Here is a 16,021-nt window from a genome sequence, read left to right on the forward strand (position 1 = left end):
TGGACAAGCTGGGCTTTGCTGCCGGCTCGATGGGTCCGAAAGTGGAAGCCGCCTGCGAATTTGCCCGCCTGACTGGCAAGCGTGCGGTGATTGGCGCGCTGGAAGACATCGAGCGCATTGTGAAGGGCGAAGCCGGCACCATCATCTCCACCGAGAAGACCGGTATCGAGTGGTACTGAGCTGCTTCGAGCAAGACCTTGTGTAAAACTGGCGCAAGGTAAGTAGCAATGCAACAAGGGCTGCCATGGCAGCCCTTGTTTTATGTTTGTCACGAAATGGTGATCACTAATGAATATATTGTGACAATTATATTTTTCGTAAATTTTCGATATTGAAAATTCAGCGGAAACAACAGGATAAATCGCTTTGCCTGAAGATATTCTCGGCTTGCCTTTGCCTGTTTCTGCAACGATAATCGCCGCATCATGCAGGAGAGAGCGGTCAGCAAGACCGCCGCCGAAGGCGCAAGCGCACCCGCAATCGCTCAGGCAAAAGGACTGCATCATCGGATATCACGTATCTGCTTTACTCTGGAGAGCGCTGCCCATCGAGGTAGCCACCGAAGGGGCTAACGGCGGCTGAAAACGCCCGCCGGAAAATCTCAGGTGTCAGGACAGAGGGGTGTTGTACCAGTACAGGAAAACACCCCCTTTGCAAGGACGCACAGATGACGGCCCCGAAACGTACCCCCCTGTTTGACGCTCATGTCGCCGCTGGCGCCAAGATGGTTGATTTCGCCGGTTGGGAAATGCCCATCCATTACGGCTCCCAGCTGAAGGAACATGAGATCGTGCGCAGCGACGCCGGCATGTTCGATGTGTCCCACATGACCGTGATCGACATCAGCGGCAGCGACGCCAAAGCCTGGCTGCAACAGCTGATCGCCAACGATGTGGCCAAGCTGCCCTTCGAAGGCAAGGCCCTGTACTCCGGCATGCTGACCGAAGACGGCACCGTGGTGGACGACCTGATTGTCTACCTCACTTCCTATGGCTACCGCATGGTGGTGAATGCCGGTACCACCGACAAAGACCTGGCCTGGATGGATAGCCACAAGGCCGGTTTTGATGTCTCCCTCAATGTGCGTCGCGACCTGGCCATGCTGGCCGTGCAAGGCCCCACGGCCATTGCCAAGGTCTGTGCGGTAAAGCCGCAACTGGCCGACGCCATTCAATCACTCAAGGTATTCCAGGGCTTGCCTGCAGGCGACTGGTTCTTTGCCCGTACCGGCTATACCGGGGAAGACGGCCTGGAAATCATGATTCCGGCTGGCGAAGCCATCACCTTCTTCAATGAACTCGTTGCTGCCGGCGTGGCCCCCATTGGCCTGGGCGCGCGCGACACCCTGCGTCTGGAAGCCGGCATGAATCTGTACGGCCACGACATGGACGAAACCGTGTCCCCGCTACAGGCCGGCATGGGCTGGACCATTGCCTGGGAACCGGCCAGCCGTGACTTCATCGGCCGCAAGGCGCTGGAAGCCCAAAAGGCCGCCGGTGTGCCGATGAAGCAGGTGGGCCTGGTGCTGGAAGGCCGTGGCGTGCTGCGTGAGGGCCAGAAAGTGGTAGTGGAAGGCGTGGGTGAGGGCATCATCACCAGCGGCACCTTCTCGCCCACCCTCAAGCATTCTATTGCCATCGCCCGTGTCCCGGCCGCAACCGGCGACAACGCGCAGGTGGATTTGCGTGGTACGCTCACCGCTGTCCGCGTGGTGAAGATGCCGTTCGTGCGCAACGGCAAGAAAGTTTTCAACTGAACACTGGCTCGGGTGGCCAGCGGCTGCCCGCACCGACATCGCATACTTAGTGGAGATAGAGTCAAATGAGCATTCCTGCCGACCTGAAATACGTTGCCAGCCACGAATGGCTGCGTCTGGAAGCTGACGGTTCCGTAACCGTGGGCATTACCGAACACGCACAAGAGCTGCTGGGCGACATCGTGTTTGTCGAGCTGCCGAAAGTGGGCGCGCAGCTGGCTGCCGAAGAGCAAGCTGGCGTAGTGGAATCGGTAAAGGCCGCGTCCGACGTGTACGCTCCGATTGCTGGCGAAATCCTGGAAGTGAATGCCGAACTGGAAGCCGCTCCCGAGCTGGCCAACAGCGAGCCTTATGCCGCTGGCTGGTTCTTCAAGATCAAGCCGGCCAATGCCGCTGATCTGGACAGCCTGCTGGATGCAGCTGGCTACGCCAAGGAAATCGGCGCCTGATTGCACGGTAAAAAAGCCTCGTGATGCATCCCATCGCGGGGCTTTTTCACTTTCAGAACCCGCTCAATATCTGCTGGGCTAGTAGACATGGGGCGATACGACGTTAAAAAGATTTACGGAATGCGCATTTACGCTGTGTAAATTCCGCTTCCCCATTTTTTATCGATCGTTTTCGCCTTGTCTCGCTCTAGCTCGCTAGATCTTGAATGGATTCTCTGGTTCTGCTCTTCATTACCGGACACCCCCATGACACTTGCTTCCCTGTTTAATCGCAACGAATTCATTGCCCGCCATATCGGCCCCTCCGATGCCGAGCGCAGCGACATGCTGGCCGAAATCGGTGCTGCCTCGCTGGACGATCTGGTTGCCCAGACCCTGCCGGCCGACATCCGCCTGAACCGTGCGCTGGACCTGCCGTCCCCGGTGCCGGAAGCCGAAGCCCTGGCTGCTCTCAAGGCCGTGGCCAGCCGCAACATCGTCAACAAATCTTTCATCGGGCTGGGTTACTACCCGGTGCTGACCCCCACCGTCATCCTGCGCAATGTGCTGGAAAACCCGGGCTGGTACACCGCTTACACCCCGTATCAGGCTGAAATTGCCCAGGGTCGTCTGGAAGCGCTGCTGAATTACCAGCAAATGGTGATGGACCTGACCGGCCTGGAAATGGCCAATGCCTCGTTGCTGGACGAAGCCACCGCCGCCGCCGAAGCCATGGCCATGGCGCGCCGCGTGTCCAAGAGCAAGTCCGCGCAGTTCTTTGTCGACAGCCGCGTGCTGCCGCAAACGCTGGACGTGATGAAAACCCGAGCCAAGTACTTCGGTTTCGAGCTGGTTTCCGGCCATCCGGAACAAGCTGGCAATGGCGATTATTTCGGTGCGCTGTTCCAGTATCCAGGCGAAGCCGGTGACCTGTTTGATCTGACGCCCTACATTGCCGCCATCAAGGCCAAGGGTGGTGTGGCCGTGGTGGCCGCCGACATCATGGCGCTGGTGGCACTGAAGTCGCCGGCCGAAATGGGTGCTGACGTAGCCATTGGCAATACCCAGCGCTTTGGCGTGCCGATGGGCTATGGTGGCCCGCACGCGGCCTACTTTGCCTTCAAGGACGAAATGAAGCGCTCGGCTCCGGGCCGCATCATCGGTGTGTCGGTGGATGCCAAGGGCAAGACCGCGCTGCGCATGGCGCTGCAAACCCGCGAGCAGCACATCCGCCGCGAAAAGGCCAACTCCAATATCTGTACCAGCCAGGTACTGCTGGCCAATATCGCCGGCATGTACGCGGTGTACCACGGTGCCGAAGGCGTCAAGCGCATTGCCAGCCGCATCCACCGTCTGGCTGCCATCTTCGCCCATGCGGTGAAGAGCGCCGGTGGCAAGCTGGTATTCGACCGTTTCTACGACACCGTACAGGTGGAAGCGGCCAATGCCGACGCCATCTACGCCGCCGCCCTGGCTGCCGGTTACAACCTGCGTCGCGTGTCCGCCACCGTGCTGGGCGTGGCCTTCCACGAAGCGGCTACCGAAGCTGATCTGGCCGCGCTGATCACGCTGTTCACCGGCAAGGATGCCGACATCGCCGCGCTGGATGCCGCTGCTGCCGATGCCATCCCGGCCGGCCTCAAGCGCGAATCCGCCTTCTTCACGCACCCGGTGTTCAACACCCACCACAGCGAGCACGAGATGCTGCGCTACCTGAAGAAGCTGGAAAACCGCGACCTGGCGATGAATCACTCGATGATTTCGCTGGGCAGCTGCACCATGAAGCTGAATGCCACCAGCGAGATGATTCCCATCACCTGGCCGGAATTCGCCAATATGCACCCGTTTGCCCCGCGCGATCAGGCTGCCGGTTACCTGCAACTGATTGACGATCTGCAAACCCAGCTGAAAGCCATCACTGGTTTTGATGCCATCTCCATGCAGCCCAACTCCGGCGCGCAGGGTGAGTACGCCGGCCTGCTGGCCATCAGCCGTTACCACGAAGCGCGTGGCGAAGCTCAGCGCAATATCTGCCTGATTCCGCAATCCGCCCACGGTACCAATCCGGCTACCGCGCAGATGATGAATATGCAGGTGGTGGTGGTGAAGTGTGACGAGTCCGGCAACGTCGACGTGGCCGACCTCAAGGCCAAGGCCGAGCAGCATTCGGCCAATCTGGCGGCACTGATGATTACCTACCCGTCCACCCACGGCGTGTTCGAACAGCCGATTCGCGAAATCTGCGACATCATCCACAGCCATGGTGGCCAGGTGTATATGGACGGTGCCAACCTGAACGCCCAGGTAGGCCTGTGCCGTCCGGCCGATATCGGTGCCGACGTATCGCACATGAATTTGCACAAGACCTTCTGCATCCCGCACGGCGGCGGCGGCCCGGGCATGGGCCCCATCGGCCTGAAAGCCCATCTGGCCCCGTTCATGGCCAACCACGTGGTGGCCGAAGTGCCGGGTGCGGTTGCCGGTCAGACTGCGGTTTCCGCTGCGCCGTTCGGCTCGGCTTCCATTCTGCCCATCTCCTTCATGTATATCCGCATGATGGGTGCCGAGGGAATGAAAGCCGCCACCGAAAACGCATTGCTGTCGGCCAACTATATGGCCAAGAAGCTGGGCGCACACTTCCCGGTGCTGTACACCGGTGCCAATGGCCGTGTGGCGCATGAGTGCATCATCGACCTGCGTCCGCTCAAGGCCGCCAGTGGCGTGACCGAAGTGGACGTGGCCAAGCGCCTGATGGACTACGGCTTCCACGCGCCGACCATGAGCTTCCCGGTACCGGGCACGCTGATGATCGAGCCGACCGAATCCGAACCCAAGGCTGAGCTGGACCGCTTCATCGCCGCCATGACCGCCATCCGTCAGGAAATCGACCAGGTGCAGAACGGCACATGGCCGGCGGACAACAACCCGCTGCGCAATGCACCGCACAGCAAGGCTGACATCGCTGGTGAATGGGAGCGCCCGTACAGCCGGGAAACCGGCCTGTTCCCGCTGCCGTATGTGCTGGAAAACAAGTTCTGGCCGAGCGTGAACCGTATCGACGACGTGTATGGCGACCGCAACCTGGTGTGCAGCTGCCCCAGTACCGACAGCTATCTGTAAATCAGCCGTCCAGGCGGCTGCCCGCCGCTTCAGCAAAAACCCCGCGCGAGCGGGGTTTTTTTGTGGGCCTGCCGTCAGAGGTGCAAGTCTTTCCATGTTTAACGGGCTGTTTTGTCCTGGAGCAAATGCTCTATGCGGCAAGCCCGCTATTCTGCTTTAGTTGTTTGTCATGGAAAAGCTTCGATGGGAAGCAAATAGATGTTAAAGAAGCGAGATTTATTTTAAGGGCATATCTTAAAAAAAAGCAGTCGCGTGGCGGATGGTTGCTAGAATAGCCGTCCTTCCATTGCCGGGGAGGGTGAAATGAACGCGACGGCAATATTCATGTTGGGACTAGGTTGAAAGTCGCTATGCTGCACGAGCTAATACCGCTTACCGAAGAGACGATGGCACGCTTTGCCTTGCTGGCAAGGCTGCGGCATCCGGTGTGGGTATTCGATATTGACCGGCAGCGGGTGCACTGGGCCAATGCGGCGGCTCTCAAGGTATGGGATGCCGGCAGCCTGGAAGAGCTGTGCGAGCGCGATATGGGCCGCGACATGTCCGAGTCGGTAGCGCGTCGACTGCGCCAGTATCAGAGTGATTTCGAACGTTTCGAGATGGAGTTTTCCGAATCGTGGACACTCTACCCCAATGGCAAGCCGCGCAGCTTGCAAGTGGTGTTCACCGGCCTGCGCCATCAGGGCAGCATGATGATGCTGTGCGAGGCACTGGGCGAATTGCAGGCAGATCCGAACACTCTGCGCAGTGCCGAGGCATTGCTGCACTTGCCGGTGCTGATCACCCTTTATCAGGCGGATGGCCCGGCCTTGTACCGCAACCCGGCTGCGCGCGAGAAGGTGATAGATCCTGCCGAGTGCTGGCAGGAGCATCTGATCCATATTGCGGACCGTGAGCTGCTACAGCTGCAATTACAGCAGCAGGGCAAGGGGCGGCTGGTGGCACAGGTGATGACTCGTCATGGCGAGCGCTGGCACGAAGTGTCGGCACGCCATTGTCGCGATGCGGTGACCGGTGAAAATGCCGTGTTGATCAGTGAGGTGGATGTCAGCGAACTGAAAGACGCCGAAGCCCGTGCCCGTTATCTCGCCATGCACGACAGCCTGACCGGGCTGCCCAACCGCAACTTTGTCTTGCAGTGCTATCCGGCCTTGTTGCAGCAGGCCAAGGGCCAGGGTGAGCAAGCGGCCTTGTTGTGTATCGATCTGGACCGTTTCAAGAATATCAATGACAGCCTGGGCCACACTTTTGGCGACTTGCTGCTGGTGCAGATGGGCGAACGGCTGAAGTCGCTGCTGGCACCCGCGCAGCAACTGGCACGGCAGGGCGGGGATGAATTCCTGGTGCTGTTGTGCGCGCCTCAAGTGCAGGAACAGGCCGCTACGCTGGCCGCCGCCATTGTCGAGGCATTGGCACGGCCACTATGGTTGCGCGGACAGGAAGTCAGGTTGACGGCCTCGGTGGGCATCAGTCTGTGCCAGGACGGAGCCGAAGATATCCAGAGCCATATGCGTCATGCTGATCTGGCAATGTATAGCGCCAAGGATGCCGGCCGCAATGGTATCCAGTTCTACAACAAGGCGATGGACGCCCGGGCGCGGACCCGTCTCGCCCTGGAGTATGAAATCCGCCGTGGCCTGGAAAATGGCGAGTTCGAAGCCTTCTACCAGCCACGCGTGGATTGTTTAACTGGCGAGATCGTCGGTGCCGAGGCACTGGCGCGCTGGCGGCACCCCGAGCGTGGCCTGCTGTTTCCCGACAGTTTCATTCCGGTGTGCGAGGAAAGCGGCGTGATCCGCGAGCTGGACCGCCAGATACTGGCGCAGGTGGCTTCCCAATTGGCCAACTGGGAAGCACAGGGCAGGTTGCTGCAGGTATCGGTCAATCTGTCGGCCAGCCAGTTTGGCGATCCGGCCTTGCCGGATGTCTTGCAGCAGATTTTGCAAGCCAGCAACTGTCGTGCCGCGGCTATCGAACTGGAAATTACTGAATCGCTGCTGCTGGCGCATGATCAGAACACGCTGGATACGCTGGCCAGCTTGCGCACCATGGGTTTTGCCATCGCCATCGATGATTTTGGCACCGGCTATTCCAACCTCGCCTATTTGCAGAACTATCCCCTCAATACCCTGAAAATCGACCGCTCATTTATTTCCGGTCTGCCACAAAGCTCGGCGATTCCGCAGCTCATCACCAGTCTGTGTCGGATTCTCTCGCTGAATATGGTGGCCGAAGGAGTGGAAACCCACGCTCAGCTCGACTGGCTGCGCCAGCAGGGCTGCCAGCAGTATCAAGGCTATCTGTGCAGTCGGCCGGTTTCGCTGGCGCATTTCAACGAGCTGCTGCACTACAGCCCCTGAGCCACCGCGCCACAAGATGAATAAGCTTAGCGGGAATGCATCATTTGATTTTGCCGCATCTTCCCTTAAGCTGATGCCCAAGCGGGGCCCCGCACGCATGGCGGCCTTCCCCCGCATGGAGACCAACATGACTCTGCGAACCCTCGCGCTGGCCCTGACGCTGGCCAGCCCGCTGGCGCTGGCCGCCAAACCGCTTACCGTCTGTACCGATGCCAATCCGGAAGGCTTTGACGTGGTGCAGTACAACTCCCTGGTCACCACCAATGCCTCGGCTGATGTGCTGATGAACCGGCTGGTGGAATACGATGCGGTCAGCCGCAAACTGCAGCCCGGCCTGGCCCTGGCCTGGCAGGTAAGCCCGGACGGCCTCAGCTACACCTTCAAGCTGCGCCCAGGCGTGGCATTCCATAGCACCGATTATTTCAAACCTACGCGCAAGCTCAATGCCGACGACGTGGTGTTCACCTTCCAGCGCATGCTCAACCCCGAGCACCCCTGGTACAAGACCGCCGCCAATGGCTACCCGCATGCCCAGTCCATGCAGCTGCCCAAGCTGATCAAGTCGGTCAGCAAGCTGGACGACAACACGGTGCGCTTCGAGCTGAACTACCCCGAGTCCACCTTCCTGTCCACGCTCAGCATGGGGTTTGCCTCCATCTACTCGGCCGAATATGCCGGCCAGTTGCTGGCGGCAGGCAAGCAGGCCGAGCTGAACAGCAAGCCTGTTGGCACCGGGCCTTTCGTGCTGCGCAGCTTCCAGAAGGACAGCGTGGTGCGCTATCAGCCTAATCCGGCATACTGGGGCACCAAGCCCAAGGTATCGGCACTGGTATATGCCATTACCCCGGATGCCACCGTACGGGTGCAAAAGCTGAAAGCCGGCGAGTGCCAGCTGGCCCTGTCCGCGAAGCCGCAGGATGTGCTGGCGGTGAAGGACGACAGCAAGATACGTGTGCTGGAAACACCGGCCTTCATGACAGCCTTTGTCGCCATCAACAGCCAGCACAAGCCCTTTGACAATGTGCTGGTGCGTCAGGCCATCAACCTGGCTTTTGACAAGACCACCTATCTGAAAACCGTGTTCGATGGCACCGCCACTGCGGCCACTCTGCCTTACCCGCCCAATACCTGGAGCTATAACAAGGCCATCAAGCCTTATCCGCAAGACCTCACCCGCGCCAAGAAGCTACTGGCACAGGCCGGCTTGGCCAATGGTTTTGATACCACCATCTGGGTAAGGCCAAGTGGCAGCACGCTCAACCCCAACCCCAAGGCCGGGGCCGAGCTGTTGCAGGCTGATCTGGCCAAGGTGGGTATCCGGGCGCAGATCAAGGTGATCGAGTGGGGCGAGCTGATCAAGCGTGGCAAGGCTGGCGAGCATGATCTGTTGTTCATGGGCTGGGCCGGGGATAACGGCGACCCGGATAACTTCCTCACGCCGCAGTTCTCTTGCGCCGCAGTGCAGTCCGGCACCAATTTCGCCCGTTACTGCAATCCGAAGCTGGACAAGCTGATTAGCGACGGGAAGAAAACCAGCGACTTTGCCCAGCGCAGCAAGCTCTATCTGCAGGCGCAAAAGCAGATCAGCGATCAGGCGCTGTGGCTGCCACTGGCTCACCCCACCGCCTATGTGCTGGAGCGCAAGGAAGTGGCCGGCTTTGTTGCCAACCCCTTTGGCCGCGTCAATTTCGGTGCGGTAAGCGTGAAGTAGGCGCTGACGCAGACAGAAAAAGGCAGCGTAACGCTGCCTTTTTCTATTGCTAGCGCAGTTGCCTACCGCGAAGCAGGTGCTGGCAGCGGCTGGCTTGCGGTATCATACGCCGGTGTTTGTCGATCACAGACGCAGCGGGTGCCGGGAACAGTCTGTCCCGGGGTTCCGCACATCGGGAAGAACCTGCCATGAGTCGCAAAGAAAGCAAAAGTCCAACCTTTGACCGCATTGTCGAAGCCAGCCTGCAGCTGTTCAACCAGCAGGGCGAGCGTAGCGTCACCACCAATCACATCGCGCGCTATCTGAATATCAGCACCGGCAATTTGTATTACCACTTTGCCTGCAAGGAAGACATCATCAACGAGCTGTATCGCCGTTACTCCAAAGGCATGGCTGATTACCTCAATGCCGCCGGCGAGCTGAGCGTGAATGCTTCGATTGAGGGGCTGGTGTCGCTGCTGGAAAAGGTCTTGCGCCACCTGTGGACCTTCCGTTTCATCCCGCAGAGCATCTCCAGCCTGTTTTCGGTCAATCAGTCGCTGCGGGAAAGCTACAGCAAGATCGAGGCCGGGCTGATCAGCCGTGGCGTGGAAAAGCTGTTTTTCAAGCTGCGCGATCAGGGCATGCTGGAAGGCGACGACGTACAGATCGGTTTTCTGGCGCGCAATTTCCAGCTGTTGCAAACCGGCTGGATTGCCCGGCCCGACATCGCCCGCTGTCCGCAGGAGGCACAGGTAGTGGCCCGCGAGGGCTGTCTGAGCCTGCTGTATTTCCTGGCCCCCTATGTGTCCAGCCGTTTCCGCCAGCCCTTCGAGCGGGTGCTGGCCAGCATGGCACCGCTACAGGCGCTGCCTGCTGTTTAGTTTGTCCCTGTGGTGCGTGTTGCCGGATATGGCCAGTCTCAGACTGGCCATTTGTTTTTCTGGGCCAGAATTTTCATAAGCTTTGCAGGAAATCCGGCTTGGCTTCCATCCCTGCTGCCGGTATGGTTAGGCCGATATGCAACAGGCGCAAAGCCACAGGAGAGAAAAAGATGAAACTGGAAACACTGGCCGTGCACGGCGGCTACAGCCCGGACCCCACCACCAAGGCGGTGGCCGTTCCGCTGTATCAGACCACCAGCTATGCCTTTGACAGCACCCAGCACGGTGCCGACCTGTTCGACCTCAAGGTGCAGGGCAATATCTACACCCGCATCATGAACCCCACTACCGATGTGCTGGAAAAGCGCGTGGCCGCACTGGAAGGCGGTATCGGCGCGCTGGCGGTGGCCTCCGGCATGGCGGCTATCAGCTATGCCATCCAGACCATTGCCGAAGCCGGCGACAACATCATTGCCACCAGCACGCTGTACGGCGGCACTTACAATCTGTTTGCCCACACCTTCCCGCAGCTGGGCATCGAAGTGCGCTTCATCGATTACAAGGATCCGGCCTCCATCAGCAAGCTGGTGGATGACAAGACCAAGGCGGTGTTCTGCGAATCGGTGGGCAATCCGCTGGGCAATGTGGTGGACTTCGCCGCCTTTGCCGAAGAAGCCCACAAGCACGGCCTGCCGCTGATCGTCGACAATACCGTGCCGTCGCCCTATCTGTGCCGTCCCTTCGAGCATGGTGCCGACATCGTGGTACACAGCCTCACCAAATACCTGGGCGGTCATGGCACCAGCATTGGCGGCATCATTGTTGATTCCGGCAAATTCCCCTGGGGGGAGCACAAAGAGCGCTTTGTGCGCCTGAATACGCCGGATGTCAGCTACCACGGTGTGAATTATGTAGAAGTTCTGGGGCCGGCTGCCTATATCGCCCGTGCCCGCGTGGTGCCGCTGCGCAATATGGGTGCAGCGATTTCGCCGTTTAATGCCTTCCTCATCCTGCAGGGCATCGAAACCCTGGCGCTGCGGCTGGACCGCATCTGCGACAACGCGCTCAAGGTGGCCGAGCGCCTGCAAGCCCATCCGGCAGTAGAGTGGGTGGAGTATGGCGCCTTGCCGGGCAGCCCCAGCAAGCCGCTGGTGGATAAATACATGGGTGGCCGTGCGTCGGGCATTCTGTCCTTCGGCATCAAGGGTGGCATCGAGGCCGGTGGCCGCTTTATCGATGCCCTGCAACTGGTGACCCGCCTGGTGAATATCGGCGATGCCAAGAGCCTGGCCTGCCATCCGGCCTCCACCACCCACCGCCAGCTGTCGCCGGAAGAACAGCTCAAGGCCGGGGTGCGTCCCGAGCTGATTCGCCTGTCCATCGGCATCGAACATATCGACGACATCCTGGCTGATGTGGATCAGGCGCTGCAGGCTGCAGCCTTGTAAGCGTGATCTGCCAATAAAAAAGGCTGCCATCCGGCAGCCTTTTTCTTGCGCGCCGGATCAGCGCCGGTGGACCACCTGAGGGTTCTGGCCATTGGGCAGATGATGGTGCCACTTGCCATTGATGAATTCCTGCACAAAGCGTTTGGCGCGTTCGGCATGGTCCAGCTCGCCGTGCGGCGCGATATTGCTCAGGTGCACCGGGTGTCCCAGCTTGCGCGCCAGCTCCTCGGTATCCACGAAGACCAGCGGCTGATTGGGAAAGCTGGGCTGGCTCACCGTTTCGCGCGACAGCAGGGTCAGCTGCAGGTGGTGCTTGTCTTGCTGGATGAAGGCATACAGTTCATCGATGGCTTCCTCTTCGCCTTCCAGCATTTGCAGGAAGTCCTTGTTCATCAGCAGTAGCAGGCTGTTGATGCCCATGTGCTGGTTGCGCGCCCGGTAGCTGGCCAGCAGGCCGTGCAGCTCCTGCACGGCATAGGCAGGGTTGAGGGCGCTGGAATAAATCAGGCGGATCATGCTTGTCTCCCGGCGCTGTGGCGCTCTTGTTGCTGCAGGGTATGCAGGCTGGCTAATGATAGGTGGAATTGTCTTGTCATGCACTCGCCGCGGTGAACGTCTGCGCTCGCCGTGGGCATTGCATGGGCTTCACTAGGCGGACAGGCCGCGGTATAGCCAGGCGATGAAGCTGAGCAGGGCGGCCAGTGCATGCAGCCAGGCACGCAGGCGATAACTGCGCGCCACCTGCCGGGGAGACAGGGTGTTGATCAGGTAGGGCTTGCCGTCATCCGGCTTGCCGATATGCAAGGTAGGAGGCGTGCTGGCCAGTTGCTGGTAGTTTTGCCGCACCTCGCGCTCGGCTGCTGCCCGCACCAGCAGCCATTCCTGCTCGCTGATCTTGCCATCGCCGTCCAGGTCGTGGCGGCGCAGCAGGGCGGGCTGGTCTTGTTTCCATTCGGCCAGCTTGGCGCCGACATCCTGGCGGAAGCTGTGCTGATCCGGCAGGCTGCCCCCGTGGCTTTGCAGCTGGCCCAGGACGTAGAGCGGGTCGCCTTCTGCTATCCATTCTTCTACCAGCGTCTCATTACCTTCCTGCCAGCTTTCACGGTGTGGCGCCATCACCTCTGCCCCTTCGGGATTGATGATGACCTCCTGTTTGCCATCTACCAACAGGAAGGAAAGCTCGGAGTTTTCCGGCAGCGTTGCCAGGCTGCTGCGCTCAAAGGGATCCAGCGTATTGTTGCCATTCAGCCCGCGCCGGTCATTGTGATAGCGCCAGCAGCGATACCAGACGCAGCGGCGGCCGGAATAAGGACTGTAATTGGCCGCCTGTGGGTGATTGCGGGCGACGCCGCATAATTCCACATGACCCAGCGCCGCAGAAACGGCATGGGCAGTTGGCGTGTCGGCAATCAGCCGGTAGCGGCGGTAATTCAGCCACCAGCCAATCAGGCCGCAGGCCAGCATCAAGGGCAGAATGATGTGGGTAAAGCCGTGCAGCCCCAGCTTGAGGCCGATATAGGCCAGCAACAGGTACAGACCGAAGGCGGCCCAGCCGCTACGTGTCCAGTGCGAACTGAGCCACAGCATGGTTTAGTCCCGCTGAAACAGCTGGCGCAGGTCGACATCGCGCTTTTCTGCTGCGGAAAACTGCAGGGCGCGGGCGGTGGGGAAATTGAACAGGCGGGCGATCAGCACATCGGGAAATTGCTCGATGCGCACGTTGTTGAGGTTGACGGCGTCGTTGTACAGTTCGCGCCGGTCGGCAATATGGTCTTCCAGCTGGCTGATGCGCTCGGACAAATGGCTAAACTGCTGGTCGGCCTTGAGTTCGGGGTAGGCTTCCGCCACGGCCAGCACCTGGCCGATCAAGCCGCGCAGCTTGTCTTCCTCGTGGCCCAGCCCTTCCATATTGCGGCTCTGGGCATATTGCGCCACAGCCGAACGGGCTTCCATCACACGGCTGAGGGTTTGCTGCTCGAACTGGGCATACTGCTTGCACACTTCCACCAGCTTGGGCAGTTCGTCGTGGCGTTGTTTGAGCAGTACGTCGATATTGGCCCAGCTACGCGCCACGGCATGCTTGAGATTGACCAGTGCGTTGTACAGGGTGATGAAATAAAACAGGATGACGGCGATGACGCCAAGGAAAATCACCAGTTTCATGATGTGGACTCCCCCGGAAGCGGCTGTGGCGGCGGGTAAAATGCTGTTAAGTAGGATTATTCTAGCGGCATGGTCAGACATGCCGCCAATAGTGTCAAGAAAGAGGATGGGTCATGCAGGGATTGAGCATCGTCGGGACTGGCCGCGTCGGCCGCACTCTGGGCCGGCTGGCGGTGGCCAGTGGCAAGTGGCAGGTGGTGGATTGCCTGGCGGGTCGTCACGCGTCAGCGCTGGAGGCGCTGGCGTTTATTGGTCAGGGACGTGCTGTTGATGAGCTGAAGGATCTGGCTGCGGCGGACCTGTTGCTGCTGTCGGTACCGGACGACGCCATTGCCAGTGTGGCGCAGGCCTTGCTGGACAACGACGTGGTGCGGCCCGGTTGCGTGGTATTCCATGCCAGCGGTGCTGCCGAAGCCGAGGTGCTGGCGCCGCTGCGTGCGGCGGGTGCGCATGTCGCCAGTCTGCACCCGGCTTTTTCCTTTGCCGACCCGGCGCGGGCGGTCGAGCAATTTGCCGGCACCATGTGCGCGCTGGAGGGCGATGCGGCGGCATGTGTGGCGCTGCAGGATTTTGCGGCTGCCATCGGTGCGCGGCCGTTTGCGCTGGCTCCGGGTGGTAAGGCGGCATATCACGCGGCCTTGTCGGTGGCATCCAATTATCTGGTGACGCTGACTGACATGGCCCGCCAGCTGGCGCGGCAAGGCGGCGTGGACGAACAGCTGTTGCCAGCCCTGCTGGGGTCGTTGATGCAGGGTAGTCTGGCCAATGTCTTGAGCATGGGGCCGCAGGCCGCGCTGACCGGGCCGATTGTGCGGGGGGATGTGGCTACCGTGGCGCGACATCTGGCGGTACTGCCGGCAAACTGGCAGCCGGCCTACCGTGCTCTGGGCGAGCGCACCGTGGCACTGGCAGGGGAGCGTCTGAGTGCGGATGCGCAGCAGCGCCTGTTGGCACTGCTGCAAGGCTGAAGCTCAGTCCGGCTGGGCTACTTTGAACACCTGGCGCAGATAGGCGAGGAAGGTCTGGTCGCTGCACATGGTCTTGCCCGGGCTGTCCGACAGCTTGGCCACCGGCTGACCATTGCAGCTCACCAGTTTCAGCACGATCTGCAGCGGCTCCAGCCCCATATCATTAGTAAAGTGGGTGCCGATGCCAAAGCTCACCTGGATGTGCGGGCTGTAGCGGCGGTGCAGCTCCAGTGCCTTGTCCACGCTCAGGCCGTCGCTGAAAGTGAGCATCTTGGTGGCCGGGTCGATGCGCAGCTTGCGGTAGTGGGCAATGGCCTTGTCCGCCCACTCGGTCGGGTCGCCGCTGTCGTGGCGCAGGCCGTCGAACAGCTTGGCGAAGTACAGGTCGAAATCAGCCAGGAAGGCGTCCATGCACACCACATCGGTGAGTGCGATACCCAGGTCGCCGCGGTATTCCTGCACCCAGGCTTCCAGCGCGGCGTTCTGAAAATCGCGCAGCCGCACGCCCAAGGCCTGAAATGCCTGGAAGAATTCGTGTGCCATGGTGCCGATGGGGGTGATGCCCAGCTTCCATGCCAGCCACACATTGCTGGTGCCACGGAATACTTTGGGCAGGGCGGCATTGAGCTGCTCCACCACCTGTTGCTGCCATTCGCGGCTGAAGCGGCGGCGCGTGCCGAAATCCGAAATCAGCAAGGGGAAGCGCTGCTGGGCGCTTTCTTCGGCCTCGAAGCGCAGCAGGGTGGCAATCTTCTCATCCAGCCGGCGCTGGCCTTCCTCGCGCACCTGTGGGGTATCCAGCCGGCGGAAATACAGCTCGTTGACGATGGCCAGTACGAAAATCTCGAAGAACATGGCCTGTACCAGCGGTCCTTCGATATGAATGTTCAGTGCGTCGCCGTCGCATTCCACCCGGATAAAGCGGCGCTGCAGGTGGAACAGTTCCAGGTAGTCGACAAAATCACTCTTGATGAAACGCAAGCTGCGCAGATAGGCCAGTTCCGGCTGGGTAAACTGTAGCTGGCACAGCCAGTCCAGCTGGGCTTCCACTTCCTGGTACAGCTGCGACAGCGGGTAATCCGGCTGGTTGCGGCAGCGGAATGCATATTGCCCGTAAGCTGCCGGAAACTGGTGCAGAATCGCCTGCAGCATGGTGAACTTGTACAGGTCGGTATCCAGCAGCGAATGGATCAGCGGCGGCAGC

Annotated in this window: 12 protein-coding genes and 2 riboswitches; of the genes, 8 read left to right on the plus strand and 4 right to left on the minus strand. The window is 60.2% G+C overall.

Going from position 1 to position 16,021, the window contains the following annotated elements:
• Window positions 1-418: 418 nt before the first annotated feature.
• Window positions 419-510, plus strand: a riboswitch (glycine riboswitch).
• Between the two features lie 10 nt (window positions 511-520).
• Window positions 521-627, plus strand: a riboswitch (glycine riboswitch).
• Between the two features lie 40 nt (window positions 628-667).
• The 7 genes from gcvT (at window position 668) to H2Z84_RS12255 (ending at window position 11,686) form a co-directional block, all read left to right on the plus strand.
• On the plus strand, window positions 668-1,756 hold the full coding sequence (gene gcvT / locus H2Z84_RS12225) for a glycine cleavage system aminomethyltransferase GcvT (protein WP_181836224.1): 1,089 nt from the start codon (window positions 668-670) through the stop codon (window positions 1,754-1,756).
• A 65-nt stretch (window positions 1,757-1,821) separates the two neighbouring features.
• A complete protein-coding gene (gene gcvH / locus H2Z84_RS12230) occupies window positions 1,822-2,205 on the plus strand; it encodes a glycine cleavage system protein GcvH (protein ID WP_124641931.1) in 384 nt (127 codons plus the stop codon).
• Between the two features lie 246 nt (window positions 2,206-2,451).
• A complete protein-coding gene (gcvP, locus tag H2Z84_RS12235; protein ID WP_181836225.1) occupies window positions 2,452-5,304 on the plus strand; it encodes an aminomethyl-transferring glycine dehydrogenase in 2,853 nt (950 codons plus the stop codon).
• Window positions 5,305-5,654: 350 nt separating this feature from the next.
• Window positions 5,655-7,664: a putative bifunctional diguanylate cyclase/phosphodiesterase gene (locus tag H2Z84_RS12240; RefSeq protein ID WP_258869395.1), complete on the plus strand. Its 2,010-nt coding sequence runs from the start codon at window positions 5,655-5,657 to the stop codon at window positions 7,662-7,664.
• Window positions 7,665-7,791: 127 nt separating this feature from the next.
• Window positions 7,792-9,375 (plus strand): ABC transporter substrate-binding protein, encoded by a 1,584-nt coding sequence (locus H2Z84_RS12245; RefSeq protein WP_181836226.1) that lies wholly within the window; start codon window positions 7,792-7,794, stop codon window positions 9,373-9,375.
• 188 nt (window positions 9,376-9,563) lie between these two features.
• On the plus strand, window positions 9,564-10,238 hold the full coding sequence (locus tag H2Z84_RS12250) for a TetR/AcrR family transcriptional regulator (RefSeq protein WP_181836227.1): 675 nt from the start codon (window positions 9,564-9,566) through the stop codon (window positions 10,236-10,238).
• Window positions 10,239-10,408: 170 nt separating this feature from the next.
• Window positions 10,409-11,686 (plus strand): O-acetylhomoserine aminocarboxypropyltransferase/cysteine synthase family protein, encoded by a 1,278-nt coding sequence (locus H2Z84_RS12255; RefSeq protein ID WP_181836228.1) that lies wholly within the window; start codon window positions 10,409-10,411, stop codon window positions 11,684-11,686.
• A gap of 57 nt (window positions 11,687-11,743) precedes the next feature.
• Here the strand turns inward: H2Z84_RS12255 and H2Z84_RS12260 are convergent, their stop codons facing one another.
• From H2Z84_RS12260 to H2Z84_RS12270, 3 genes are all read right to left on the minus strand, one after another.
• Window positions 11,744-12,202, minus strand: coding sequence for a BLUF domain-containing protein (locus H2Z84_RS12260; protein WP_181836229.1), 459 nt, complete (start codon window positions 12,200-12,202; stop codon window positions 11,744-11,746).
• A gap of 132 nt (window positions 12,203-12,334) precedes the next feature.
• Complete coding sequence (locus H2Z84_RS12265; protein WP_181836230.1) at window positions 12,335-13,273, minus strand: hypothetical protein; 939 nt, start codon at window positions 13,271-13,273, stop codon at window positions 12,335-12,337.
• Window positions 13,274-13,276: 3 nt separating this feature from the next.
• Complete coding sequence (locus tag H2Z84_RS12270) at window positions 13,277-13,849, minus strand: LemA family protein (protein ID WP_181836231.1); 573 nt, start codon at window positions 13,847-13,849, stop codon at window positions 13,277-13,279.
• A gap of 113 nt (window positions 13,850-13,962) precedes the next feature.
• Between H2Z84_RS12270 and H2Z84_RS12275 the strand changes: the two genes are divergently transcribed.
• Window positions 13,963-14,817 (plus strand): Rossmann-like and DUF2520 domain-containing protein, encoded by an 855-nt coding sequence (locus H2Z84_RS12275; protein ID WP_181836232.1) that lies wholly within the window; start codon window positions 13,963-13,965, stop codon window positions 14,815-14,817.
• Between the two features lie 3 nt (window positions 14,818-14,820).
• Here H2Z84_RS12275 and pncB read toward each other — a convergent pair whose 3' ends face one another.
• Complete coding sequence (pncB, locus tag H2Z84_RS12280) at window positions 14,821-16,020, minus strand: nicotinate phosphoribosyltransferase (RefSeq protein ID WP_220272821.1); 1,200 nt, start codon at window positions 16,018-16,020, stop codon at window positions 14,821-14,823.
• Between the last annotated feature and the right edge of the window lies 1 nt (window position 16,021).

This window comes from Aquitalea aquatica, assembly GCF_013911085.1.
Classification (GTDB): domain Bacteria; phylum Pseudomonadota; class Gammaproteobacteria; order Burkholderiales; family Chromobacteriaceae; genus Aquitalea; species Aquitalea aquatica.

Excerpts from the sequence above, each read along its gene's own strand:
- gcvT (WP_181836224.1), top strand. The coding sequence starts at position 668 with ATGACGGCCCCGAAACGTACCCCCCTGTTTGACGCTCATGTCGCCGCT.
- H2Z84_RS12270 (WP_181836231.1), bottom strand. The coding sequence starts at position 13,849 with ATGAAACTGGTGATTTTCCTTGGCGTCATCGCCGTCATCCTGTTTTAT.
- gcvP (WP_181836225.1), top strand. The coding sequence starts at position 2,452 with ATGACACTTGCTTCCCTGTTTAATCGCAACGAATTCATTGCCCGCCAT.
- H2Z84_RS12255 (WP_181836228.1), top strand. The coding sequence starts at position 10,409 with ATGAAACTGGAAACACTGGCCGTGCACGGCGGCTACAGCCCGGACCCC.
- H2Z84_RS12265 (WP_181836230.1), bottom strand. The coding sequence starts at position 13,273 with ATGCTGTGGCTCAGTTCGCACTGGACACGTAGCGGCTGGGCCGCCTTC.
- H2Z84_RS12250 (WP_181836227.1), top strand. The coding sequence starts at position 9,564 with ATGAGTCGCAAAGAAAGCAAAAGTCCAACCTTTGACCGCATTGTCGAA.
- H2Z84_RS12240 (WP_258869395.1), top strand. The coding sequence starts at position 5,655 with ATGCTGCACGAGCTAATACCGCTTACCGAAGAGACGATGGCACGCTTT.
- H2Z84_RS12245 (WP_181836226.1), top strand. The coding sequence starts at position 7,792 with ATGACTCTGCGAACCCTCGCGCTGGCCCTGACGCTGGCCAGCCCGCTG.
- H2Z84_RS12275 (WP_181836232.1), top strand. The coding sequence starts at position 13,963 with ATGCAGGGATTGAGCATCGTCGGGACTGGCCGCGTCGGCCGCACTCTG.
- H2Z84_RS12260 (WP_181836229.1), bottom strand. The coding sequence starts at position 12,202 with ATGATCCGCCTGATTTATTCCAGCGCCCTCAACCCTGCCTATGCCGTG.
- gcvH (WP_124641931.1), top strand. The coding sequence starts at position 1,822 with ATGAGCATTCCTGCCGACCTGAAATACGTTGCCAGCCACGAATGGCTG.